The 23,473-nt window shown below is 48.4% G+C and carries 25 protein-coding genes and 1 riboswitch; of the genes, 14 read left to right on the top strand and 11 right to left on the bottom strand.

What is annotated here, in order from left to right; translation table 11 throughout:
* Positions 1-157: 157 nt before the first annotated feature.
* Positions 158-451 carry a hypothetical protein gene (locus tag ACJJIL_RS07890; protein WP_445361615.1) on the bottom strand — a complete coding sequence of 98 codons (294 nt, stop codon included), beginning with the start codon at positions 449-451 and terminating at the stop codon, positions 158-160.
* A 33-nt stretch (positions 452-484) separates the two neighbouring features.
* On the bottom strand, positions 485-1,321 hold the full coding sequence (locus tag ACJJIL_RS07885) for an SDR family NAD(P)-dependent oxidoreductase (RefSeq protein WP_445361614.1): 837 nt from the start codon (positions 1,319-1,321) through the stop codon (positions 485-487).
* A gap of 61 nt (positions 1,322-1,382) precedes the next feature.
* Positions 1,383-1,498: riboswitch (TPP riboswitch) on the top strand.
* Positions 1,499-1,553: 55 nt separating this feature from the next.
* Between ACJJIL_RS07885 and ACJJIL_RS07880 the strand changes: the two genes are divergently transcribed.
* The 6 genes from ACJJIL_RS07880 to ACJJIL_RS07855 all read left to right on the top strand — a co-directional run bounded on the left by ACJJIL_RS07880 (position 1,554) and on the right by ACJJIL_RS07855 (position 6,790).
* Positions 1,554-3,695, top strand: a complete 2,142-nt coding sequence (locus ACJJIL_RS07880; RefSeq protein ID WP_445361613.1) for a TonB-dependent receptor — start codon at positions 1,554-1,556, stop codon at positions 3,693-3,695.
* A 61-nt stretch (positions 3,696-3,756) separates the two neighbouring features.
* Complete coding sequence (locus tag ACJJIL_RS07875) at positions 3,757-4,020, top strand: hypothetical protein (protein ID WP_444893550.1); 264 nt, start codon at positions 3,757-3,759, stop codon at positions 4,018-4,020.
* Positions 4,013-4,663, top strand: coding sequence for a nicotinamide riboside transporter PnuC (gene pnuC / locus ACJJIL_RS07870; protein ID WP_445361612.1), 651 nt, complete (start codon positions 4,013-4,015; stop codon positions 4,661-4,663). The genes ACJJIL_RS07875 and pnuC overlap by 8 nt, the downstream gene beginning before the upstream one ends.
* A gap of 12 nt (positions 4,664-4,675) precedes the next feature.
* Positions 4,676-5,557 carry a phosphotransferase gene (locus tag ACJJIL_RS07865; RefSeq protein ID WP_445361611.1) on the top strand — a complete coding sequence of 294 codons (882 nt, stop codon included), beginning with the start codon at positions 4,676-4,678 and terminating at the stop codon, positions 5,555-5,557.
* 165 nt (positions 5,558-5,722) lie between these two features.
* Positions 5,723-6,190: a nuclear transport factor 2 family protein gene (locus tag ACJJIL_RS07860; protein ID WP_445361610.1), complete on the top strand. Its 468-nt coding sequence runs from the start codon at positions 5,723-5,725 to the stop codon at positions 6,188-6,190.
* Positions 6,191-6,346: 156 nt separating this feature from the next.
* Positions 6,347-6,790 (top strand): YtoQ family protein, encoded by a 444-nt coding sequence (locus ACJJIL_RS07855; RefSeq protein ID WP_444893547.1) that lies wholly within the window; start codon positions 6,347-6,349, stop codon positions 6,788-6,790.
* A gap of 67 nt (positions 6,791-6,857) precedes the next feature.
* Here ACJJIL_RS07855 and ACJJIL_RS07850 read toward each other — a convergent pair whose 3' ends face one another.
* A complete protein-coding gene (locus ACJJIL_RS07850; RefSeq protein ID WP_445361609.1) occupies positions 6,858-7,157 on the bottom strand; it encodes a GFA family protein in 300 nt (99 codons plus the stop codon).
* 106 nt (positions 7,158-7,263) lie between these two features.
* Between ACJJIL_RS07850 and ACJJIL_RS07845 the strand changes: the two genes are divergently transcribed.
* The 4 genes from ACJJIL_RS07845 to ACJJIL_RS07830 all read left to right on the top strand — a co-directional run bounded on the left by ACJJIL_RS07845 (position 7,264) and on the right by ACJJIL_RS07830 (position 10,330).
* Positions 7,264-8,175 carry a LysR family transcriptional regulator gene (locus ACJJIL_RS07845; RefSeq protein WP_413662394.1) on the top strand — a complete coding sequence of 304 codons (912 nt, stop codon included), beginning with the start codon at positions 7,264-7,266 and terminating at the stop codon, positions 8,173-8,175.
* Positions 8,176-8,387: 212 nt separating this feature from the next.
* The gene (locus tag ACJJIL_RS07840; RefSeq protein WP_445361608.1) at positions 8,388-9,056 is read left to right on the top strand and encodes a class I SAM-dependent methyltransferase; all 669 of its coding nucleotides are present in this window, start codon (positions 8,388-8,390) and stop codon (positions 9,054-9,056) included.
* 126 nt (positions 9,057-9,182) lie between these two features.
* A complete protein-coding gene (locus ACJJIL_RS07835; protein WP_445361607.1) occupies positions 9,183-9,809 on the top strand; it encodes a hypothetical protein in 627 nt (208 codons plus the stop codon).
* A gap of 41 nt (positions 9,810-9,850) precedes the next feature.
* On the top strand, positions 9,851-10,330 hold the full coding sequence (locus tag ACJJIL_RS07830; RefSeq protein ID WP_445361606.1) for a low molecular weight protein-tyrosine-phosphatase: 480 nt from the start codon (positions 9,851-9,853) through the stop codon (positions 10,328-10,330).
* Between the two features lie 18 nt (positions 10,331-10,348).
* Here the strand turns inward: ACJJIL_RS07830 and ACJJIL_RS07825 are convergent, their stop codons facing one another.
* From ACJJIL_RS07825 to ACJJIL_RS07810, 4 genes are all read right to left on the bottom strand, one after another.
* Complete coding sequence (locus ACJJIL_RS07825; protein ID WP_444907964.1) at positions 10,349-11,296, bottom strand: DUF5996 family protein; 948 nt, start codon at positions 11,294-11,296, stop codon at positions 10,349-10,351.
* Positions 11,297-11,434: 138 nt separating this feature from the next.
* Positions 11,435-12,391 carry an antibiotic biosynthesis monooxygenase gene (locus ACJJIL_RS07820; protein WP_445361605.1) on the bottom strand — a complete coding sequence of 319 codons (957 nt, stop codon included), beginning with the start codon at positions 12,389-12,391 and terminating at the stop codon, positions 11,435-11,437.
* 250 nt (positions 12,392-12,641) lie between these two features.
* The gene (locus tag ACJJIL_RS07815) at positions 12,642-13,637 is read right to left on the bottom strand and encodes a zinc-dependent alcohol dehydrogenase family protein (protein WP_445361604.1); all 996 of its coding nucleotides are present in this window, start codon (positions 13,635-13,637) and stop codon (positions 12,642-12,644) included.
* A gap of 270 nt (positions 13,638-13,907) precedes the next feature.
* Positions 13,908-14,561 (bottom strand): hypothetical protein, encoded by a 654-nt coding sequence (locus ACJJIL_RS07810; RefSeq protein ID WP_445361603.1) that lies wholly within the window; start codon positions 14,559-14,561, stop codon positions 13,908-13,910.
* A gap of 544 nt (positions 14,562-15,105) precedes the next feature.
* Between ACJJIL_RS07810 and ACJJIL_RS07805 the strand changes: the two genes are divergently transcribed.
* Together ACJJIL_RS07805 and ACJJIL_RS07800 are read left to right on the top strand one after the other, a co-directional pair.
* Complete coding sequence (locus tag ACJJIL_RS07805; protein ID WP_444917536.1) at positions 15,106-15,978, top strand: M91 family zinc metallopeptidase; 873 nt, start codon at positions 15,106-15,108, stop codon at positions 15,976-15,978.
* Between the two features lie 257 nt (positions 15,979-16,235).
* Complete coding sequence (locus ACJJIL_RS07800) at positions 16,236-16,610, top strand: SirB2 family protein (protein WP_444917537.1); 375 nt, start codon at positions 16,236-16,238, stop codon at positions 16,608-16,610.
* Between the two features lie 43 nt (positions 16,611-16,653).
* On the opposite strand, the gene ACJJIL_RS07795 is transcribed toward ACJJIL_RS07800, so the two are convergent.
* Positions 16,654-18,120, bottom strand: coding sequence for an alanine/glycine:cation symporter family protein (locus ACJJIL_RS07795; protein WP_445361602.1), 1,467 nt, complete (start codon positions 18,118-18,120; stop codon positions 16,654-16,656).
* A gap of 247 nt (positions 18,121-18,367) precedes the next feature.
* Entirely contained in the window at positions 18,368-19,222 is an 855-nt protein-coding gene (locus tag ACJJIL_RS07790) for a beta-keto acid cleavage family enzyme (RefSeq protein WP_445361601.1), read from the bottom strand.
* Between the two features lie 262 nt (positions 19,223-19,484).
* On the opposite strand from ACJJIL_RS07790, the gene ACJJIL_RS07785 reads away from it, so the two are divergent.
* Both ACJJIL_RS07785 and greB read left to right on the top strand, forming a co-directional pair.
* Positions 19,485-21,431: a S9 family peptidase gene (locus ACJJIL_RS07785; RefSeq protein WP_445361600.1), complete on the top strand. Its 1,947-nt coding sequence runs from the start codon at positions 19,485-19,487 to the stop codon at positions 21,429-21,431.
* A gap of 39 nt (positions 21,432-21,470) precedes the next feature.
* Entirely contained in the window at positions 21,471-21,971 is a 501-nt protein-coding gene (gene greB / locus ACJJIL_RS07780; protein ID WP_444897666.1) for a transcription elongation factor GreB, read from the top strand.
* 112 nt (positions 21,972-22,083) lie between these two features.
* On the opposite strand, the gene ACJJIL_RS07775 is transcribed toward greB, so the two are convergent.
* Together ACJJIL_RS07775 and ACJJIL_RS07770 are read right to left on the bottom strand one after the other, a co-directional pair.
* A complete protein-coding gene (locus ACJJIL_RS07775) occupies positions 22,084-22,296 on the bottom strand; it encodes a hypothetical protein (protein WP_445361599.1) in 213 nt (70 codons plus the stop codon).
* A gap of 115 nt (positions 22,297-22,411) precedes the next feature.
* Positions 22,412-22,552 carry a hypothetical protein gene (locus ACJJIL_RS07770; RefSeq protein WP_445361598.1) on the bottom strand — a complete coding sequence of 47 codons (141 nt, stop codon included), beginning with the start codon at positions 22,550-22,552 and terminating at the stop codon, positions 22,412-22,414.
* Positions 22,553-23,473 lie beyond the last annotated feature (921 nt).

Below are 23,473 nucleotides of genomic sequence, written 5' to 3'. Positions count from 1 at the left end.
TTGTTGTCGTACAATACAACCACCAGCCCCTTAAAAGATATACTTTCTCCAAACCAGGATATTAGATTCTGCTATTAGCGGCATAAAGTTGCCCTTCCCCCAACTCGGCATGCTGATAATTCCGCACGCCGGGTGCTTCTAAATAAGCTGCTCCCCATTAAGCGAATCTGCGATCCAAATTCAAGGCACCACAGCCCCGACAGTGTTTTATAAACGCCTCTTCTATGCCCAGGGGCTCCTGGCAGTAAAAACAGCAACCTTCTCTCATCGTCAAATGATTAGCAAAATTTTTGCTGTAGAGCATGGGCAATTTAAGTTCACCGCTCAGCGCTTTTATCAAACTTGCGGTAATACGCCTCTCAGAAAAATTCCGCGTAATTTTTTGAATGTTCGGCAGGGCCTTATCAGCAAACTCCCAAACTTCACCACAGTGGTCACAGGAAATTATCATTTCCCAATTTACTCCACCTTCCCAAAGATACAATTATTTTAGTCCCAAAGGCTGAAGTATTTTTTCCATCTGCTTAAAGGAAAGGCGACACAGCAAAGAGGGAAACAATCTTTCCAGCCACCACAGCAACTTAAGTTTTGCTGGCACAACAATAATTTCTTTGTTCTTTGCAATTTGAGACAAAGCCTTTTCTGCAAAAGCACTAGCAGATATTGGACCCAGAGGCTCGAATATTTCTGCCTGCTGTTGAGGAGGAATGGGGGTTGGCATCCGCCCATTGACGCCACCTCCCTGCAAAATCGGCGTTGATACTGCCCCGGGACACAAAACACTCACTCGAACACCACAGGACTCAGCCTCAGGGCGAATAGCTTTTGATATTGCCACCACAGCACTCTTGGAGGCTGAGTAGGCGGCCATTGCTGGCGACGGAACTAAAGCCGCCATCGAAGCAGTATTGATAATATGGCCAAAGCCCTGGCGCTTCATGGCCTGAAAACCACATTGGAGCCCATGAAAAACGCCAAACAAATTGATATCAATCGCCGCTTTCCAATCTTCAAGATTATGATCGGAAAAATATCCACCCACCCCTATACCAGCATTGTTAAAAAGGAAATCTAACGGAGATATTTCACTAATGACCTGAAAAAATTGATCAAAGTTACGAACATCCAAGTGAACAAACGATGCTCTCCCACCGGACTCCTGTATTTGGCTGACAACCTGCGTAGCGAGGTCCTGCTGGATATCCGCGATAATGACTTGAGCCCCAAGTGCTGCCAATCGACAGGCCAAGGCCGCACCGATTCCAGAAGCACCACCGGTAATCAGTGCCGTCTTGCCACTAAAATAAGATACCTGATCCATAAGCGCTTTCCCTTCCTTGCTTTTACCACTTTATACCCCAGTTTCTGCTATCATCGCGCCCGCAAAACCTAAGGGGTGGCCTTGCCTGAGATGTCCGGGGATCAAATTGGTCTGTCGCGACAAACCCTTGAACCTGATCCGGTTAATACCGGCGTAGGAATAGGTAGACAAAGCAAAACCTCCCCACGTCGCACTCCGGGTCTCTTTCACTGCCGTTATTCGAGAGAGAACCATGAAAAAACAGTTTCCCACCCACCCTATTGCCTGGTCTGTCAGCCTTGCCAGCAGCCTGTTCGCCGGTATCGCCACCGCTAATACCGCAGAGACCGGGCTTGAGGAAGTGGTGGTTACGGCACAGCTACGGGAAACCAACCTTTTGGAGCTTCCTTCCAGTGTTACCGTACTGGATGAAAGCGCGATCGATGCGCGGGGCGCGGCCAACCTGGACCAGCTTTTGAACATGGCGCCCAATGTGAACTTTTCCTCTGGCGCCTCCAGGGGACGATTTGTACAGATTCGCGGCATTGGTGAGCGCAGCCAGTTTATCGATCCAGTAAACCCCTCAGTTGGCCTGATCATCGACGGTATCGACTTTACTGGCCTGGGGCTCGCAGCCAGCACCCTAGATATCGATCAAGTGGAAATCCTTCGGGGCCCACAGGGCACGGTGTATGGCGCTAATGCCCTGGCCGGCCTGATCAACATGACCAGTGCAGCGCCCACCAGTGAGTCGACCACCAAGGTGTCCGCCGAGCTAAGTGAGTACAATGGACAGAGTCTGTCCGCGGCTACCAGTGGTTCTTTGAGCGATGCTCTTGGCTATCGATTGGCTGCCAGCAAACGCAAATCCGACGGCTATACCGAGAATGTGTATCTCAACCGCGATGACACCAGCAATATTGATGAGTCTGTACTGCGCGGTAAGCTGGCCTACTCCCCGTCCGACGATTTAAAGCTGGGCGTTACCCTCTTCTATATCGACGTTGATAACGGCTACGATGCTTTCTCTCTCTATAACACTCGCGAAACGCAATCTGACCAGCCCGGCTGGGATCGCCAGGAAACCTTTGCCGGCGCATTGACTGCTCAATGGTCTGGCAACGAGAACTTTACCCTAGAAGGCACTCTCAGCCTCGCCGATTCAGATACAGAATATGGCTACGATGAGGATTGGAGCTATGTCGGCTTTCATTCCTGGGAATACAGCTCCACGGATAATTACCAGCGCGATAAAGACAATATCAGCATTGACCTTCGCGCACTCTCTACCGAAGAGTCCAAGTTATTCTGGGATCGCAGCCACTGGGTTGTGGGCCTTTATGGCCGCACGGAGCGCGAGGACCTGAATCGCAACCAGAGCTTCCGCAGCACTTTTGATACTGAAAACTCTGCCATCTATGGCCAGCTCTCTACGGAAATCACCCCGACGATCGAGTTGATCACCGGCCTGAGACTGGAAAGACGCGAGGCCGATTACTCAGATTCCTATAACATCGATGCAGATAATGGAGAAAACCTGTGGGGCGGCAATATCTCCCTGCAATACCATTACACCGACAACACCCTGCTCTACGCTACGGTTTCCCGAGGCTATAAAGCCGGCGGTGTAAACGGCAGAATCATCTCAGAATCAACAAGCAACCCTGAGATCAACAGTGACATGTTCGAGTTCGATACCGAACATATGCTCAACTATGAATTAGGTATTAAGGGCAGCTGGCTGGAGAATCGTTTGCAAGCCCAGGTTGCGGCTTTCTACCAGGATCGAGATGACGTTCAGGCCAAGGTTTCTATCTTTAACCCTGCCGACTACTCATTTAGTGACTACCTTGCCAATGCTGCCGGCGGAAGCACTACTGGTCTTGAGGTGGAACTGAACTATCAGGCTACCGACGCCCTACGCTTTTTCGCCTCTGCTGGCTGGCTGAATGCAGAATTTAAAGACTACGAAAGCAGTTCCCATGTCGATGCCCGCGATGACTACGCAGGAACAGTGTTGGCTGCGGTTGATCTGGATGGCCGCGATATCGCTCACGCCCCCAACTACCAGTTCTTCACCGGTACAGAAATCGATCTGCTTCCCAACCTGATCTTGCGATTGGAGCTTGAGGGTAAAGACGAATTCTACTTCTCAAACAGCCACGACGAAAAATCCACAGCCTACGAACTGGTCAATGCTCGCCTGACCTACCAGGGAGATAACTGGGATGTTGCCCTATGGGGAAGAAACCTGACTGATGAAGATTACTATGTGCGCGGGTTTTACTTCAGTAACCAATATGGCAACAACCCGGCCAACGGCTACGCACCCGAGCCCTACTATCAGTATGGTGAGCCCCGGATTGCCGGGGTAACAGGCACCTACACCTTCTAATCACTCAGTGACTTTGGGGCAGCGTTTCGCTGCTCCAAAACTCTCTATCAAGAGGGAAATTATGCAGCTCTCTGTCGAAATCAGTATGTATCCGTTAAAGGACGAGTACATCCCCGCTATTCAAGCGTTTATCGCACAGTTAAACAGCCATCCAGAACTCAAGGTAATCACCAATACAATGAGTACTCAGGTGTTTGGGAATTACGATCTATTGATGGATGTGCTCAAGTTGGAAATGCGCAAATCCTACGAGCAGTTTGGCCGCGCCATTTTTGTATGCAAGTTTATTGACGGCGACCTGGCCCCGGGAGAAGCGCATGTTTGACCAGGATATCAGCACCGCAATCAGCGCTTCGATTGCTGCCATGTCCCTCTGGGAGGTAGCCGCTGTAATACTGGCTCTGGCTTATTTACTTCTGGCCATGAGAGAGAAAATCAGCTGCTGGTATGCCGCCTTTGTCAGTACGGCGATCTATCTTTTTCTGTTTTGGGATGTCAGCCTGTTAATGGAGTCTGCACTACAGGTTTTCTATCTGCTGATGGCAGTTTATGGCTGGTGGCAATGGCGAAATCACCGCAACCAGCAGGACGATTTAAAGATCCATCGCTGGAGCGGAAAAACCCACTCAATAGTTATTGGCGCTACCCTGATACTGACGTTACTGATCGGCTACCTACTGGATCGCAACACCAGTGCCGCCCTCCCCTACCTGGATTCATTCACGACTCTGGGGGCAATCGTCACCACCTATATGGTTACCCGGAAGGTACTGGAGAACTGGCTTTACTGGATTGTCGTAGACGGAGCTTCAATCTACCTCTACCTGGACAGAGAACTCTATCTTACTGCCGTATTGTTTATGCTGTACCTGGTGCTGGTTGTAATTGGCTATTTCCAGTGGTTGGCCATTTACCGAAAAGAGAAACAGCAACCCGCTAGCGCTCCTCAAACAATGGCAGCGGCATAGTGACCAACTGATATGAGCCAGGACTTGAGCAACATCATCCCCAACGATTGGCATCATTGGAGCAAGGCCCGGCCCACGGTGGTCAGGGCCCTGGCTGGGGGGCTGACCAATAACGCCTTTCTGGTTGAGTCCGCCGATCAGCTGATGGTGCTGCGGATAAACTCCAGCATCAGCGATCAGCTCAATCTCGACAGGGCTGCTGAACAGCAGGCCCTGCAAGCTGCCACATATTCCGACAGTTGTGCCCCTTTGGTTTACTGTGACCCGCATTACCGATATTTGGTGACCCGCTATATTAAAGGCACTCCCTGGGATAAAAATGTCGCCCACAGTTTGGAAAAACTTGCCGATCTGCTGCGCCGTATACACGGCTCCCCTGCAATTGATGCCCAATTAAACATAGGTGAGAAAATCTCTAGTTACCGGCAGTTTATCGACAAGCGAGCCAGTTATTTCCACTTGCTCGACACACTGCAAGAGAAACTTCCGCAATTAATTGACGCTGCTTATCGGATGGGCGACGAATTTTGCCTGTGTCACAACGATCTAACGGTTGGCAACCTGATCTGGGCTCCCTCTGACAAGCTATACGCTATCGACTGGGAGTACGCAGCAATGGGGGATAAATTCTATGACCTCGCTGTTTTGGTAGAGGAACACAACTTGAATCAGCGAGAGCAAAATAGTTTGCTGGAGTGCTATCTTAATCGCACTGTGTCACCTGAGGACAATCAGCGTTTGGAGTTATGGCAGCTGATCTACGGTTACCTTTGTATTCTCTGGCACGGGGTACAATGGAGTAACCAAACCCAAAGGTCCCCGGAGCAAGGGAGATATATCGGGAAAAAAGCCCAACAGTTATTGAAAGGCCTATCGGCTCACAGCCTCAGCTGAGTAATCCCTGCTAGAATAGGCCCAATCCCCAAGAAGCGACTTTCAGTCACTGTGGCGCAATCCAAGTTGCTTTCGAAGTTGCTACCGAAGTAATTCAACTAGGGCCCGACTCGGCTAAAATACCCCCTTTTTTCACACCCCTAAAATAACCACAGAGGTACTCCTGTGATCAGATCATTTTTTGCAATACTACTTACCTTGATCGCAATCAACGCACAAGCGGCAGAGAAACCCGAGGGTTTTAAAACGATAGACGGGCTGTTTGCTGCGCTTTCAAACCTGGACCACCAGGCTATGCGAGACGGCGTCAGCGACGATTTTATACTCCTTGAGCACGGTGAAGTCTGGGATATTGAAGACCTTATCGCCGTAATGAAACCCAAACCCTCAAAGCTGGAAAGAATCAACTACTTCAGCATTATCAATTTTGAAGAGCGTGAGAACCTGCTGACCATCAACTACTGGACCAAGTCCATTTTTAAATCCGAGGATGGCAATAAAGAAGCGGTGTGGTTGGAAAGCGCCATTGTTAAGAAAATCGATGGCAAGTGGTTAGTAGCCCAATTGCACTCAACCCGCCTGCCCGCAGAGAAATTCCCCAAAGACGTCCAGTTTGAGCAGCAAGTCCTCTAATAAAATGCCTTACAGGCCCTGCCCGCACAGGGCCTGTGTCCATTTGATCTCTCTCAGGTCCCTCCCAACTAGAACAACTACCGGATTTCAAAGCTTCCAAGTGCTAGTATGTGACTCTAAATCACATATTAGTCTCCAGTTCTACAGGGCCACTCAATGAAGCTTAAAGTTTACCTCTCCGGCGAAATCCACTCCGATTGGCGTGCGCAAATTATCGAAGGTTGCCAAAAAGAAGGGCTGGATATCTCCTTCTCTTCCGCAGTCACCAACCACGACGCCAGCGATGCCGCTGGTGATGGCCTGGGTGAGGAGCAGAACGCTTTCTGGCGGGACCACAAATCTGCCAAAGTTAACGCAATCCGAATCAAGCACCTGATTGAAAACTGTGATTTGGCGGTGATTCGATTTGGCGAGAAATACAAACAATGGAACGCCGCATTTGATGCCGGCTTTTGTGCAGCCTTAGGCAAGTCCTATATCACACTTCACGATGAATCCTTGGTGCACGCACTCAAGGAAGTGGACGGTGCCGCCCAGGCCTGGGCACAGACACCCGCACAGGTTGTCGATATCCTGAAGTACTTAACCACCCAGGCCTAAAGAGCCTCTGGATCGTAGGCCGGCAGGCATCTACTGACAAAACTGCACAATCAGTAGGTGCCGCCAGCTAAAAGCCGTAATTAAGGACACCGGCATAGTTCGGCCGAGAGGCTGCCTCTGCTAACGGGTTGTGCACTAGCTCGCCGCTACGATTGATCGCATAGATTTCCGCACCGCAGTGCTTGCAGAATGCCTTCTCCCGTAAAGCCCCCTCTTTAAAGTGATATTTGCGCAGTGAGTTTTCAGGATCGCTGATATGGATAGCGACTTCAGTATCACCGTGCCCCCTTTGGCCCGCTGGTACAAACAGGGCATCTACAAGCTTGTTGAAATGAATCGCTCCACAATGACAAGTTAACGGATTCATAGCCTTATCTCCCTGGTCGATTAGTATGGGGAAGCAGTTTACTATTTACTTTAATTCAACAAAGGGGATATATTGAAAAGCTCTTTTAGCTTTAAGGAAACAGTCTGTGCGCAGAGAGTACGACAAATACCACTTGATCAACGTTTTTTGCAGTGTTGTTGATCACGGTTCCTTAAGCAAAGCTGCCAAGCACTTGGGCCTGTCTACGCCCACCGTAAGCAAGACTCTCGCCCAACTTGAGCAGGCCCTTGGCCAGGTATTACTCAATCGCACCACCCGGGCAATCGCTGTTACAGACGCCGGAAGGATTGCTTACCAGAAAGGGCAAAAAATAATCAGCTCATTCACCGAACTGGAAGACCAGATTGCAGAGGCGGCAACGCTCACCCGAGGAAAATTAAAAATCACTTTTCCGGAAACCCTCGGCCTAAAAGTATTCAGTCATATCTGCAATGACTTCCAGAAAGCATTCCCCGATTTCAGCTTGGAGCTTATCTTCAGCCCCTACCACCTGGATTTAATCGAGGACGATATCGACATTGCTTTTCGCGTCTGGGAAACCCTGCCCGATTGCCAGTTTTACGCCCAGCCCCTATTTAGTATCCGCCCTATTTTTATTGCCGCGCCGACCTATCTGGAAGAACACGGCAGCCCCAAATCCATTGCCGAGCTCAGCCAACACAACATCATGCTGACCCGCCTTGACGGCCTGGAAGATGGCTGGTCCATTGATGGGAAGTTCTATCAATTCAATGGAAATTTAATCTCCAATAAAACTTTCCATACCCGAGCAGCCGCATTAAACGGGAATGGCATTGCCAAGCTTCCCTCCTATTTTTGCCAACGGGATATCAAAAAGGGGCGACTGGTAGAGGTACTCCCTGAGCTGGAGCGAATAGATAAAACCGTAGGCGCTATCTATAAAGTAAAGCGAAAAGATTCAAAGAAAATTGACGTGTTTTTGAACTTTGCACAAGAGCGCTTGCAGGAGTATGACTTTAGCCTGTTTGATGAGTGAGAATGTGCCACTAAAGAACTCTGCAGCGATTAGAGATCCTCTGTGAAACACTCAGCTGTTTAGCACCGCATTAGGTGGTACCATAGAACAATAATAAGCGGCTTGCTACTGGGGCTGAAGAGAGTGAAAACAATACTCTCGAAATACACTGTAGATACATCCCCTCTCCTTTATTGGTAAAGCCGCACAACAGTCATACATTGGAGATTGAAGTGACAATCACTAAAGAGGTCGAACAAGGCCAAGCTGTCTATTCCAAACCCGTACTTTGGCTTTATGACATGTGGGTTCTGGGCATATCAAACCGTTTTATTTGGAAGTGCCCAACTCCTGGAATACTAGAGCACTTCAACCGAAATATATCCTCCAACCACTTGGATGTAGGTGTCGGAACGGGCTACTTTATGGACAGGTGCCATTTCCCCTCCGACAAAGTCCGCCTCGCCCTGATGGACCTGAATCAAAACAGCCTGGATATCTCAGCGCAAAGAGTGGCCCGGTATAATCCAGCACAGTTCCGCTGCAATGTCCTGGATAAAATTACTTTAGAGACTGAAGTTTTTGATTCAATTTCCTTAAATTACCTATTTCACTGCCTTCCCGGCAAGCTGTCAGAAAAACTGGTTGCGCTGGATAATGTCGCAACCCTGCTATCGGATTCAGGCACCGTCTTTGGTTCCACCATCCTGTCTGAAGGCGTACCGAAAAGTGGAGCTGCCAAGAAATTAATGGCTATCTACAATAAGAAAGGGATATTTTCTAATACCCAGGATTGTGAAGAGGACCTCAATAAATTCCTTGCCAGTCGATTTAAGGAGTACAAAATAGAAGTTCGCGGGTGTGTAGCACTATTCAGTGCGCGGCATAAAATCACTGGCTAGAGTATCTACAGGGCACTTATGAGGATGAAGTTCTCGTTTAAGCTGGGGCTGAGAAATCCGCTGATATTCGTTACCTTGTCAGCTTTAGCAGTAGTTCCCAATTATTGCCTGGGCCTGCATTTCAGTGTGTTTGAAGATAAATTTGAGTGCATTGATATTCACAATTCTCTAAACTGTGCACGGTCAATCGAAAGTGGATTGAGTAATCAGGTCAACCATATCCAGCGAACGCAACCAAGGCACCTGACTATAGCCCTGAATAGCGGAAAATCACTGACGTACACAGATGTCCTTCCCGCTAATAATCCCGTAGAACATATAGCCTACTCTGCAATTGAGCAAATAACTGATAACCTGCTACTGATTCATCAACAGCTCTGGGAAGCACATTCCTATATTTTGCTCGACCTGAGAAACGGCCATGAATATTCTCTTGCCGGCTACCCTTTGCTGTCTCCACAAGGCGGCTACCTTTTTGTTGCCGAACAAGACCTGGACGCCGGCTTTAATGAAAATGCCTTACAAGTTTACCGCTTATCTGAAAATACTTTGAACTTACTATATGAGCTAAAGCCTGAAAACTGGGGGCCAGAGCAAGCTGACTGGGTAACAGAAAATACAGTCTCTTTCACACAAAAGCAGCTTAACCCCAACTATTTTTCAAATGAAAATCAGCCCTTTTATCTTGAGACTAAAACTGTACTTTCTATTGCCCCTGATAACCAAAGTGTAAACATTCGATATTTTGATTAAAATGCGCCTCTTTAATGTACCCGAAATATCTTGGAGCTATTTTGACAGCCAATTCAGATCTCTCGATATTATTTGTCTGCCTCGGCAATATTTGTCGTTCCCCCTTAGCCGAAGCCGTTTTCCGCACCAAGGCACAGCAGGCGGGTATTCCTGTTTCCGTCGACTCCGCGGGTATCATCAGCTACCACGCGGGTAAGCGACCAGATCCGCGAACTTTGGCTATTGGTGAAGAAAATGGCTATTCGTTTGAAAATAGCTATGCTCGCCAGGTAGCCACTACCGACTTTACAAAATATGATCATATCTTTGCGATGGACAAAGATAACCTGGAAGCACTGCAATCCTTGCAGCCTGATTCATCAGACGCCCAACTAGGGTTATTTTTATCAGTGTTGCAAGATTGTGATTTAGCTGAAGTACCCGATCCTTACTATGGTGGTATTGAAGGGTTTCAACATATTCTCCAGCTTATAGAACAAGCATCTGATACATTTATCGAGCAGCTTAAAAGCAGAGAATAAGCAAAGCCCCCACAAATTCTACCGGGCTTGTGGGGGGAAACTTTCCTCTAAGGCAGACCTATCCCACATTCCCTTATCGGCTGCGGCTTCATAAGTACTCTGCAAAAAATCAAACAGTGCCTCATCGGGGGAACGTGAAGCTCTCACCGCATCATAGGGTAACAAGAACTCACCCAAATCTTTGGAATAGTAAGCTGAGGCGGGCGCGACCCTTGCTTCGGGAAATCCTTGGGGCTCTGGGTAAGTATATGAATAGAAGCAAGCACCATCTACACCACCGCCACCAGGCCAAAAACCGGCACTGCTAACTTCATGGGAGTAGGCTTCCCTGGCCACCCAATCGGGAAAGTGTGGAACGCCTCCAGGGTGCGGAGGCGCCTCCCTGCCAGAAAAACGGGTAAGAGCTAAATCAAAACTTCCCCAAAAAAAATGAATTGGACTGCACTTGCCAATAAAACGACTGCGAAACTCAGTGAAAACCCGATGAATTTGCACCAACGCCTGCCAAAGCTGTCTAGCATAATCCGGATCATACTCGTAGTTATCCTGATCCCTCTCAAAGGGTATCGCGTCCGCCACTTCGGATGGCATAGTGTTAATCTCAACCGGTATACCTAGCTGCTTGAGTGCAGCCATCACTTCCCAGTAGAAATCAGAGACTGTGCGGGACTCCAAGGGTAATACCCATTCTCCCCCCTCAGTGGTCAATAGCTTCAGTACGTGATGATAGAAATCAAAGCCAATAGAAAACGACCGCCCTCCATAAGGGATAAGGGATGTCTCCAGCCCTCTGGCGGTAATATATAAAGGAACATGCCAGGAGTGATTGATCCAAGGGGTTTGTACCAGGCGAATCTTGCCAATAACTTGCATCCACATATGCAGGGTGGCAATCGTATTTACCGACTCAGCGTAGGGTAACTCTGGCCAGTCTTTACTCTCAGACCGATTCTTTAAGTTGCTCACTATACGTGCTCCATCTATCCTTTGACTCGCTCGATACCTAGTGCCTTCTGTTAACCGCCAAGCTTAGACCACTAAAAATACCCCGTCCGCAAAAAACTAAAAACAGATAAACAGCTCTCTTTTGATCATTGTGAAAGACTACTTTAAATTCAGACTCGACAGCCAAGCAACAAGCATTATCGAGACCCCATAGAGAACAATAATGATAAGGGTTCCGATAGTGTTGATTTTTGTTAGCTGTCCTGACTTGTCAGACAACCAAACATTAAAAGCTCTAGTGATCAGCGGCATCGCCACCCAAGTAAGCGACGCAACAATTAATAAGTTGATAAAGAAGTTAGTCGTCGCAAAGGGCCAACTCTCTACCAAAGGTAGCAACCACATCGTAATAACCATAACTATCGGATATAACATCAATAAAATGAGCATGGCCATTTTCCACTGCGAGGGCGCGGTGTCTTGAGCTCGGCCACGAGCCCGAGAAAACCAATCCTCAAAGCCATGCCCTATCCGCTTTATTTTTACATCTTCAAAAAACCCTTCACCACGTTTTACCAATCGCTTATGTTCATCAGAATTAAGCCAGTTATCTAAATGCTTATTGGAGTCAAATCGAAATATTGCAACCCACTCCTCTTGAACCCCCTTTATTGGCTTAGTTAGACCAGCACCCAAGAAGCCTGGATATTTTTTAAGTGCTTTATCAATTTCTTTCTGCCACTGCATATATTCACGAAAAAATTCAGGCTTCACTTTTTTGGATATCACAATCGTTACGGGCACTGTTAGTTGATCTGCACCAGCGATAACTTGAGATACTACTTCAACCGAGAATTTCTTCTCTAAAAAAGCAATTAGATCTTTAAGTAAGTTATTTCCAAGAAACGTTTCAAGGTGAGCAACCGTATCAAATTGAAATATTTGCACCCACTCATTTTGGATATTAGAAACGGGCTCTAACAAATTCACCTCGAGCAGCCCATCACAATCTAGCGCAACATCCACCAGCTTCTGATGCCATGATCGATACTCATCCCCCAGGTACTTTGGCACCTCCTGAGACAATACAAGACAAGCACTGGAACCCTCTTCCATTATCTGGCAGCAGCCTCCGGCGGATGAACTAAAGATCAAAGTATTATGCAAGCAGAATGTATTTGTGTTCATTTTTGCGAACGAATGCTTTTGCTGAAAACTATCGCAACAAACAAACTTAGACGAAATGTCAGGACTGACATCAAGGGTAGCATTTGGGAAGTAACGCTCCGTACGAATGACGGAGCGGTCTGCAGAAGTGTCGCCTATTTGGGTGACACTTCCGCTAGAAAAATAAATGCGCGAGCAATCAGCTAGTCAGGCTTTCACTAACAACCAGTACTTTGCCGTCACGCCCGCCTGCCGCAGCTATTCGTACCGCTTCTTTAATTTCAGACAGAGGGTATGTGCCATGAACTGGTGCAGATAACTTACCTTCCGCTACAAGCTTTGTGATAGTGCCAAAAACTTCCTGTTGCCGCTCTGGGGATGCCGAGCCGAACCATTTGGCCAACCAGAACCCGCGCACGGTGATATCTTTAAAGATGATCATCCCCGGTGCGATAACGCAGGGTTCCCCGCTAAGTGCGCCATAATTCACTAAGGTTGCGCCATTTGACAGAGCTTCGCCCATGCGAGCAGTTGCCATTCCACCAACAGCATCAATGCCTAGCTTGATCTCAGCACCACCAGTAGCCTCAGCCACTCGTTTACCCAGGTGCTCGCCATCCACGAGAACCACATCAGCGCCTGCGGCCTTCATCGGCTCAACCAAAGACTCACGGCGGACAACATTGATCACTTTCAGGCCCCGCAACTTGGCCAGGGTTGTCAGATAAGACCCCACACCGGAGTTTGCGGCATTTTGAATAACCCAATCCCCCTCCTTGAGATCTACAAATTCGCTCAACAGCAAGTAAGCCGTTGGCGGATTAATCGTTATCATGGAAAGCTGTAGGGGATCTACGTTATTCGGGAGCGGAATCAGCCCCTGGGCATTGGCCACCATATGTGTGGCCCAGGTGCCGCTTCCTACCGGCAGGAGAACGACCTGGCCAATGGCTGGCGCGGTAACATTAGGTCCATGTTTGACGACCTTAGCAACACCTTCATTGCCTCCAACCGCAGGAAGAGGAGGCAACATCCCATAATCGCCCGTCAGGGTCAGAACATCTGAAGGGTTAATTGGAGCTGCCAGCATCTCCAGCAACACCTGCCCCTCTTGAAGTTCAGGGGTATCAAAGGACACCGCCTCAATAACATCCTGCGGCACTGGTCCGCGCTCTTGATATTCCGCCTTTAACATATCGCCGTATCCTTTTTTCGATTGATTATGAACAACGACCTTCACGCTGTACAAAATGTACCATGAACACTAGAGTTTGACGCTTATTAACAGTAGGGCCATTTAGATTCCTCCTGATAAATCAAACCCATTTACAAATCGCCATTTGGATCTACTTATGTGTGGTTCAAGCTAGCAATTTCAAGTCAGCCACTTGAAGATACTAAAAAGGGAGAAGGGAAGAATACACCGCGCTTGGGACCCTATGAGGCATGGATGCCGATTAGGAGCTTACAGGGATGTATTCACAGCGTGTCTCGAGTGCGGTGTATTCTTTCCTTCCACCCCAGTAGTAAGTCCACTGAAGCAAATTGCAGCAGCGATAACAATAAGCAGAAAAGAAGTTAAATTAAGCAGGCCGAAGTAAATAACGGCACTTTTGTGTTCTATCCGATCAATTACCACCTTAAGCACCGGGTCCGTAACACCAAGTGCAGGGTCAGGCTCTATCACAGAAGCAAGAATGGTATAATTCCTGCCCTTTATTGTTTCGAATACATGCAGTGTTTTTCCCATTGTTGACCCCCAAAATCCTGAGGCCTTGTCACCGCTCTTACCCACTGCAACCTCAACCCCCTCCCCTAAAATTGCCCAATCGATAGCCAGCGCTTCAGGGTGATCTTTACTATTTTCCTTATCAAGAAATTGAATACCCAACCGACAATTTTGCTCGCGAAAATCAAGTACCCTTTCTGTCTGCAACTCCAGCTCGTAGGGCCCACTTAGTTGCGATCGGAAGTTAAATTCACTTCTCCCTTTTTTTGTAACATCAACAGGATACTCAACCGCTATCCATTTATATTTTTTATAGGAAACAGTTGCATATACCAGAATCAAAACTGCAAGAACAACTAACACCAGCGCTAATTTAACGGTTAATCCCACATCTCCCCCCAAATACCTTCCTTAATACATCACGGTTACACCCCTTGAGACCCACGCAGAACCAAGAAAACACACAATGCAAGCCAAACTTAGCAATTCGCAGCACCCAAAAGCAGACAAGCACATTAGTTACCAAATAGTGCACTCCAACACTGCTCAACAAGCAATTATTTAAATTTATTAAAATAATCATCATGGAAAATAAAATATATAGCAAAACGTACCAGTTGGGAGTAGAGTCGCAGAGGCATCCCTAAAATAATCATTTAGATAGTTACAAGATGTATTTCAAAAAAATTACAAAAAAAATTTTAATTTTCCAGGAATCCATCCTGCCTCGCTTACAAAATATACAACCTGACCAAAGAGAACTTTTCAGTTCAAAAATTCTAGGCAAGTACAGAACACTATTATCAAAATCATATCGATTAATATCTTTAGCTTTATGCTGCTTACGTATTAATTTCCATTTAAGAAACTTCAAAAAGTCACAGCTTTTCTCAGCCACGATAATTCGTATTGCGAGCAGGACAGGAGAATAACAATGGGACTCTGCATTGACTCCAGTAATATCACGTTTATCACACAAGTAAGGGCTGCCCTGAATACTCTTGTCGGCGGTGTCGGTACCGCTCTTACCTATACACAGGAGCGATACCGAACCGGGGGGCGACATGTGCTGCGAATTACAGAGGGAATTGGTATTTTGACTGCAGCTGGCTTGAGGGCAAACAGCACCACTCTGCTACGCCGACTAATCACCAGCCGCCACGACACCAGAATTACTGAGCACCACGCTCTCGGATTTCGTCCCGACCAGTGGCTGATGGATCAGGTATGGAGCGGCTTTAAGAGCTACCTCCCACTAGTAAGCCCGGACAGAGGCTTTATGGCCAAAGTGATGAGCAGCGGCTCCAGCGGCGTTGTAATGTGGAACAATACAGCCCTGCAAACCGCCAACCTGGCCAACAACGGCACCGTAGCAATGGGGAATTGCCCAAGCTATATCACCCTGGCCCATGAATTGGTTCACGCCGACCGCTGTAATCGCGGGCGATACCTGTCGGGCAGCGCAAACTCCACTTTCCTGGCGGATGAACGCCAGGCACCCATGGGTAGAGTGCTCCGCCAGCAAAACGCTCCCTTAACCATGGCCCGTATTGCCAATGGCGGTCTAAATATTGTTTATAACAATATAACTATCCCGAACCGCAACAACCTGATCTCAACCAGAACTAGCGGCTGGATTTGGGTAGGTGGCTCCATGGAATTGCGTGAGGAGATCGCCACTGTCGGGCTCAGTGACGATGACGGTAATGTACCTACTGACCCGCTAGCCATTAACGAAAATATGATTCGGGCTGAACATGGCGTAGCCCAACGGATGAAGTATGGCCAGATCAGAAACCTGAACTAATCCCGCGCATATGGGCCCCGCCAGCACCAAAACCTGAGGCCGGCCCACCAAAGCAAACTGACAGATATGATCTGTGTACCTACTGCTAGCAGTATTAACTTATGAGATATCGCTATCAGTAGGTTTATTGCCTTCCCCGCTTTGCATATTGCATCCGACCACAGCATGTCGTTATGCTTTGGCGGCTAGAATCACACCTTCCCTTTGTCTGGAAGGTACACAGAACACCTTGGTCAACATACAGCCAGATCATAACCATGATTGATTATGCCCTTATAAAACACGTCCACATGACCGCCGCAGCGCTCAGTATCCTGCTGTTTACCATCAGAGTGGGATTGGAGTTCAGCCACAACACGGGCTGGCGAAATGGCCCTCTGCGCTGGGTGCCACACCTCAACGACACTTTGCTGTTAGCTGCGGCTGCCGGACTGGTGATTCTCGGCAGCTGGAACCCGGGCACATCGCCCTGGCTAGGTGCGAAAGTAGCCCTGGTATTTGGCTACATTATTGCTGGCGTCTTTGCTCTGCGCCCCAACTTTTCCAATCCAATTAGAATCACTGCCTGTGTACTTGCCTTCCTGCAAGTAGTCGCTATTTTCTATCTGGCGATGCACAAGCCCAGCTTGTAACTGGATGGCATTGAGTACTCTTGGTATCAACCTCAAACTGGTATCAACCCCAAACATCGTGCTCAATGCCTTTTATTTTAAATTTACTTCCATTGAACACCGGCTCACGCACCCCGGAAGACAACTGACTCTCGTAATCTGCCATTACCTTAAAGGCCACACCAGACAAAAGTAAGATAGCTATAAGGTTTGCCGATGCCATAAAACCCATCGAGACATCGGCCATACGCCAAAGAAAGACAAAGTTTTCCGCACTTCCCGTATCTGCCACCCAAGCCCCAAAAAGCACGAACATTAAAAACAATAGCCGATAACATAAGATGGATGTTCGGGTGTGGTAAAGGTAATAAATATTGGTTTCACCGTAATAGTAGTTACCGATAATTGATGTAAAAGCAAAAAACATCAATGCAGTAGCAATAAAACTACTTCCCCAGGTACCCACCTCACTCGCCAGTGCGTCTTGAACTAACTCAACCCCTTCCAAATTACCGACCATAAAGACATCTGCCACCAAGATAATTGCTGCCGTGGAAGTACAGATAATAATGGTATCGAGAAATACCGATGCCATTTGCACGTATCCCTGCACCATTGGGTGTTTTACATCTGCAGCAGCAGCGACATTGGGCGAGGAGCCAAGTCCAGCTTCATTGGAAAACAAGCCCCGCTTGATTCCATTGGCCACCGCCGCACCAAAGGCCCCCGCCCCAGCCTCCTGAAACCCGAAGGCATTTGCCAGAATTTCCAACAGCACCCCAGGTAATTCAGCAATATTGGCGAGCAAAACATAGAAAGCTACCAACAAGTAACCAATTGCCATAAAAGGGACAACAATACCGGCAAAGCGCGCAATTGAACGAATACCACCAAAAACAATAATCCCGGCAAAGAGCGTAATAAAAAAACCCACCCATAAAGGGCTTACACCCCAAGCTCCATACAGCGCGGCAGCCATCGCATTTGACTGCACAGCATTAAAGGTAAATCCGTAACAAATCATAAGAAAAACTGAAAAAGTCAGGGACAGCCATTTCCACTGTGGTCCCAGCCCCTTTTCAATGTAATAGGCAGGTCCCCCACGAAATGCCCCAGGAACATCACCGCGCTCTTTGTAAGTTTGCGCGAGAGTATTCTCCACCAAACTGGTGGCCATCCCCAGCAAGGCCACCAGCCACATCCAAAACACCGCACCGGGCCCGCCAGCGGTTATAGCCACAGCCACACCAGCAATATTTCCGGTGCCGATTCTCGCAGCTGCGCTAGTGGCAAATGCCTGAAATGCGGTTACTGAATTTTCATTTTCCTTATGGATGCCACGAATCATGACTTTGACCATATGACCAAAGTGACGAAATTGTATAAAGCGAGTGCGAATAGAAAAGTAGAGCCCCGCCGGCAGCAATCCTAAAATCAAGATTCCAAGCCACCAGATGCCACCGACGCCACCCCAGGCAAGCAGGTTTGCCCACTCGATCAGGGTAGTGAAATGATCCAGAAACCCTTGCATTGACCACTCCCAGGACAACTTATCGTTATTAAACAAATCTGTTATTTGGCTCTAAGACTAGCAGGCCAATCTACTAGTCACCTTGGAGTTAATGCTGGAAAAACAGAGCCCATCGGCTCCATATAACAGAGCCGCATCAGTATTCTGATGCGGCTCAAAAGGAAGAAAAGTAATAGCTGACAGTCTACAGCCTCGGAAAGTAATTCCGCAGCAAGGAGCCGGACGCAATCATTGGCGCATGCTGCTTTTAGCAGAAAATCTCTCGCGCCCGACTCGGGGACACCACCTTTCGCCCTGTCTCTTCAGCTACAGCCGCAAGAGCCTCAATCAATTGACCATTCCCTGAAGTTCGCTCTCCTCCCGGCAAGTAAAAGGTATCTTCAACCCCTGTGCGCAAATGGCCACCCAATTCTGCAGTCTTGCGATGCACCGGCCAGATTTCCTCACGGCCGATCACTGTGCTCTGCCATAAGCTGCCGGGCTTCATATATTTTGGAATAATTTCCAGTAAGTCGGGATCGGCAGGCATACCTGAAGCCACTCCCATCACCAGGTTGTAGTTGGGCTTATCCACCATCCCTACATCCGCATACATTCCCACAGAGCGAACGATACCGATATCAAAGCACTCAAATTCCGGGCGGGTACCGGTCTCCCGACAAACTGCCAACAGCTCCTCTACCTTATCGACCGGGTTATCAAATACCATGGGTGGCCAAGCCCAGGTGCCGTTGGATCGCGCCTTTAAATAGTTCAGGCTTCCCGCATTACAGGCGGCAATTTCCGGCCTACCGGCACGCACACAACTCAAGGGGCCTTGCTGATCCCGTCCGATAGTGCCAGTTGAAAAATTTAGAATAACGCCAGGGCATTTATCGCGAATTGCATCGGCAATTTCCAAGGCTATTTGCGGGTCCCAGGTGGGTAAATGGCCTTTATTTTCCTCTTGCGCGCGGAAATGAACATGCATAACGGAAGCCCCCGCATCGTAGGCTTCACGGGCGGATTCCGCCATTTCCTTGGGGGTTACCGGGACCGGGTGCTGCTGGGGGTTGGTAAGCACTCCGGTTAGGGCGCAAGTAATCACCACTTCATCAGACATCGCTGGCTCTCCTGAATTATCTTTGTTAAGGCCGCTGTTTACAGGGCTATCCAGCGTTGAGCGCCGCTCCTACAACACCAACTGATCGTAAAAGGACCAGAGCGAGTGGAAGAGCTGATTCTGGATAGTGCATCGACAAATTACAGCACCAAGCGCTTGCTTGGTTTTACGAGACTACCATAGGGACCCCGCCAAGGCACCTTGTTTCCCCGGATTCATCTCGGCAGAATGCGAAATAACCCAATAAGGAAGTAAGTACCTCATGAGCGAGACTATCACTCCAACCATCGCCCCTTACGGCAGCTGGAAATCTGCAATCAACGCAGAACTTCTCGTGGAGGGCAGCGTTCGCCTGGCAGAAGCCAATTTAGTAGATGGCCGCTATTACTGGCTGGAGTCCCGCCCTTCTGAAAAAGGCAGGAATGTACTGGTGCAGTATTGTCCAAAGAATGGGCGCAGAGATCTCACCCCCGCCCCAATCGCCGTACGCACCAAAGCCCATGAATACGGGGGCGGCAGTTATCTTGTTTACGGTGACACCGCCTATTTCGTACTGGCAGAAGATCAGCGCATTTATCGTATGAAGCTCGACGATGCGATCCCCGAAGCAATCACTGCAGAAAATAGCTCCCGCTACGCCGATCTGAATATCGATCCCCTGAGAAATCGATTAATTTGTGTCGAGGAAGATACCAGTGGCCACCAGCAGGGCGAGGAACCCCGTGCGCGCATTATCGCGGTAGACCTAAACAACCCACTGGCAAATCCTCCAACAATCCTTCAAGAAGGGGCAGACTTTTATTCGAACCCAACTCTGAATCCGGCCGGTGATCGACTCGCATTTCTGCGCTGGCACCACCCTAACCTCCCCTGGGACGCGACAGAGCTCTGTATCGCCAAACTCGATCAGATGGGGGATATCAGTGAAGTCACCCAAGTAGCCGGCGGTGAGAATGAATCCGTCTTTCAGCCCCAGTGGTCTCCTGAGGGCGAACTCTGCTATGTCTCTGATCGCAACAACTGGTGGAACCTATATAGGCTGGGACAAAGCGAACCCTTGTGGAAAAAAGAAGCAGAATTCGCCACACCACAGTGGGTATTTGGCATGTCCACTTACGGCTTCATTAGCTCCACGGATATCCTCTGTACTTACACCCAGAATGGCACTTGGCACCTTGGACAGGTCAATATAAAAAGCGGAGAGCATCAAACTCTTCCCCAGCCTTATTGTGATATCGAAAGCCTGCACTGTGAAAATGGCAGCGGGGTGATGATTGCCGCAGGTGCAGAGAGCTTTCCCGCTGTTATTAGCTTTAACCAAAAGACGGGTAAAACGGAACAGATTGCCAGTAGCAATAGCAGCTCGCTGCCAACCGATTTGCTCTCCATTGCTCAAGCCGTCACTTTTCAAGTGGGTAATCGTGCGGTACACGGATTTTATTACCCACCCCACAACCCCAACTTCCAAGCACCTAGTGGCGATAAGCCACCGCTGATTGTATTTAGTCATGGGGGCCCCACCGGCGCTACATCAGCAGGCCTCAGCCTGAAAGTTCAATACTGGACAAGCCGGGGGTTCGCCATTCTGGACGTAAACTACTCCGGCAGTACCGGCTATGGCCGCAGGTATCGGGACCGCCTCACCGATAAATGGGGCATCTATGACGTGGAAGATGTCTGCGCTGGTGCAGAATACCTGGTAGAAGATGGGCTCGCCGACCCCAACCGCCTGCTGATCAAAGGTGGTAGTGCCGGCGGTTACACAGTTCTGGCAGCGTTGACTTACCACGATACCTTTAAAGCAGGTGCCAGCCATTATGGGATCGGGGAGTTGAGCAGCCTCGCCAAAGACACCCACAAGTTTGAGTCCCGCTACTTGGATAAACTGGTAGGACCCTGGCCTTCCGCAGAAAAAGTCTACCTTCAGCGCTCCCCCATTAACGATGTGGAAAAGCTGAATTGCCCAGTAATTTTCTTCCAGGGCATGGAGGACAAGGTAGTACCACCCAACCAAGCCGAAACCATGGTGAATGCCCTGAGGGCCCGCGGTATTCCGGTGTCCTATATTACATTTGCCAATGAAGGGCATGGCTTCCGCAGTGGCGACAGTATCAAGCTGGCCCTGGAGGGAGAGCTTGAATTCTACAGCCGCATATTTAATTTCCCGCTCGCGGAACCCGGCCCGGGAATTACCATCGAAAACCTATAATTAAACAATATTGAATTAAAAAGAGTTTAAAAAAATACTATGGGAAGATGGAGACCGCCGCGTCCACGCGGCTCCCGCTACATCACCGCAGAGGGCGCGCAACGTATGCGCGCCGAAGTTAAGCATCTCTGGGAGGAGGAGCGCCCCCGGGTAACCCAGGCGGTTAGCGACGCCGCCAAGCTGGGAGATCGCTCGGAAAACGCAGACTATATCTACGGTAAAAAAAGACTACGGGAAATCGACAGCCGCGTGCGTTTTCTCACCAAGCGCCTGGAAGAGATTACTGTTGTAGATCGAATACCGGACGATAAGGAAAAGGTCTTTTTTGGAGCCTGGGTAACGCTTGAAGATGATGAGGGAGAGAGCGTTTGCTACCGCATTGTAGGACCCGATGAATTCGATGTAAAAGCAGGCTTGATATCCATGGACTCCCCCGTTGCCCGTGCCTTATTAGGGCGCAAGCTCGATGATGAAGTGGATATCCGGCAGGGGGAAAAGTGGCAGGCTTTCTATATTACTGACATTCGTTACGAGGAGTAGAGATCTTGGCTTTCTCAAATACTTAGTTTGAAGGAGTCAATTTAGCAATCCCGTAATTAAAAAGGCTTATTCCACAGAAATAAGCCTTCAAAACTAAACTGCAAGAACATCTTCAGAGATTATTATAATATTGAATCACACCAACAGTGCTCCCACCAGCAAAAGCAGATTTAACCTGCTCTGAACTCATTCCAATTTTCAAATATGCATTGTTCACGTTGAGCTCAAAAAAACAGGCTTCCCGCTTGGGAATAAGCATATTCCACTCGACCACCGCCTCACTGAGGTCAATAATAACTGCTATATAGTTTTGCCCTCTCTTCATCAGAGATTGCAATTTGAATATCGCTTATCGCATCGGAAACATCACTTTCAATTCTTTGCCGCTCTAGCAAAAAGGCCTGTAAATTATCTTCAACTTGCTGGGTTTCTTCTGCTAGCTACCCAAAGCTCTGAGACAGTACTTGTAGAGTGGATACATCAGTAGAGATCAGGTCCATCTCTGCCTGCTGATCCTGAATACTCTTTTGATCCGCAACAATTTTTGCAGCAGCCACCGGCCCCATCACAAACCATTTCAACAAGCCCTCTGGAAAAGCCACGATAGAAGCAACCGTGCCCAGAGAGATTGCTGTGGCATCGGCAATATCCAGCGTAACGATGCTGGCAGTCAGGGGTTTGATATCTGCCTGTAAATTCTTGATATCCGGCCTCAGATCAGCAATTTTCTGCCCTTCAGCCTGGGAATCCTTTACAGAATTATCGAGATAGGTTGCTTCTTATAATGAATCGCAAGCAAAAATATATTTATATTCACATTGCTGCTATCAAATCAAGCCCTCTAGTCCAGTAAGCACCGATCAAAATCACTCAGCCTGGCAACTATCTCCGTCAAATGCTGCAATCAAGTCCAACGCACCCCCAACCTCTTTATATATGATTAGCTTCCGACTATAAGAACCCAGCAGCCATGAGCCGCAGGCCACCCAGTAAGTGGCTTCTCTTGAGGTAACACAAAAGACGCTTTGCGCATCAGATACACGCCAAAACAATCGTCCTTTGGAAAACCCCCTACTCTCGAGTCTCAAAACGCCAATATTATTCTGTTTAGCCCATTGAAGAATTTGCGCCCTGAAAAACTCGGATCTAATCGGCATTAACAAATAGGGAACCACACCCAACAGGGCCAATAGAGCCACTATTACATTGTTCCCCAGAGAGGGGCTAAACATATAGGCCAGCTTCCCCAAAGTTACCGATATTATTAATACAACAAATGGACGCATATTCACTGCCGCCGATTTCAGCTCCCTTTAGAAAGAATGGCAGATAAATATGCAGAGACAAGATTAAGCTACAGGGCGATCGAGTGATCCCGAGTTGGCATGCCCGCGCTATAGCATATTGAAACTAACAGGTAGAGATTGGTCGCATTGAGGCCAAACTCGTTAGAGCTTGACCCGCAGAATGACTGCCTAACGACAGAGAAAATACACAATAAA

This window comes from Microbulbifer maximicatervae (SeqCode), from assembly GCF_052468095.1.
This window is presented reverse-complemented; position numbering and strand designations above follow the sequence as displayed.

Bases quoted from the DNA above. Each gene is read 5' to 3' on its own strand.
- ACJJIL_RS07850 (WP_445361609.1), bottom strand. From the start codon at position 7,157: ATGAATCCGTTAACTTGTCATTGTGGAGCGATTCATTTCAACAAGCTT.
- ACJJIL_RS07795 (WP_445361602.1), bottom strand. From the start codon at position 18,120: ATGCAAGGGTTTCTGGATCATTTCACTACCCTGATCGAGTGGGCAAAC.
- ACJJIL_RS07875 (WP_444893550.1), top strand. From the start codon at position 3,757: ATGCAGCTCTCTGTCGAAATCAGTATGTATCCGTTAAAGGACGAGTAC.
- ACJJIL_RS07775 (WP_445361599.1), bottom strand. From the start codon at position 22,296: ATGAAGAGAGGGCAAAACTATATAGCAGTTATTATTGACCTCAGTGAG.
- ACJJIL_RS07855 (WP_444893547.1), top strand. From the start codon at position 6,347: ATGAAGCTTAAAGTTTACCTCTCCGGCGAAATCCACTCCGATTGGCGT.
- ACJJIL_RS07880 (WP_445361613.1), top strand. From the start codon at position 1,554: ATGAAAAAACAGTTTCCCACCCACCCTATTGCCTGGTCTGTCAGCCTT.
- ACJJIL_RS07815 (WP_445361604.1), bottom strand. From the start codon at position 13,637: ATGTTAAAGGCGGAATATCAAGAGCGCGGACCAGTGCCGCAGGATGTT.
- ACJJIL_RS07800 (WP_444917537.1), top strand. From the start codon at position 16,236: ATGATTGATTATGCCCTTATAAAACACGTCCACATGACCGCCGCAGCG.
- greB (WP_444897666.1), top strand. From the start codon at position 21,471: ATGGGAAGATGGAGACCGCCGCGTCCACGCGGCTCCCGCTACATCACC.
- ACJJIL_RS07790 (WP_445361601.1), bottom strand. From the start codon at position 19,222: ATGTCTGATGAAGTGGTGATTACTTGCGCCCTAACCGGAGTGCTTACC.
- ACJJIL_RS07885 (WP_445361614.1), bottom strand. From the start codon at position 1,321: ATGGATCAGGTATCTTATTTTAGTGGCAAGACGGCACTGATTACCGGT.
- ACJJIL_RS07865 (WP_445361611.1), top strand. From the start codon at position 4,676: ATGAGCCAGGACTTGAGCAACATCATCCCCAACGATTGGCATCATTGG.
- ACJJIL_RS07820 (WP_445361605.1), bottom strand. From the start codon at position 12,391: ATGGAAGAGGGTTCCAGTGCTTGTCTTGTATTGTCTCAGGAGGTGCCA.
- ACJJIL_RS07785 (WP_445361600.1), top strand. From the start codon at position 19,485: ATGAGCGAGACTATCACTCCAACCATCGCCCCTTACGGCAGCTGGAAA.
- ACJJIL_RS07890 (WP_445361615.1), bottom strand. From the start codon at position 451: ATGATAATTTCCTGTGACCACTGTGGTGAAGTTTGGGAGTTTGCTGAT.
- pnuC (WP_445361612.1), top strand. From the start codon at position 4,013: ATGTTTGACCAGGATATCAGCACCGCAATCAGCGCTTCGATTGCTGCC.
- ACJJIL_RS07805 (WP_444917536.1), top strand. From the start codon at position 15,106: ATGGGACTCTGCATTGACTCCAGTAATATCACGTTTATCACACAAGTA.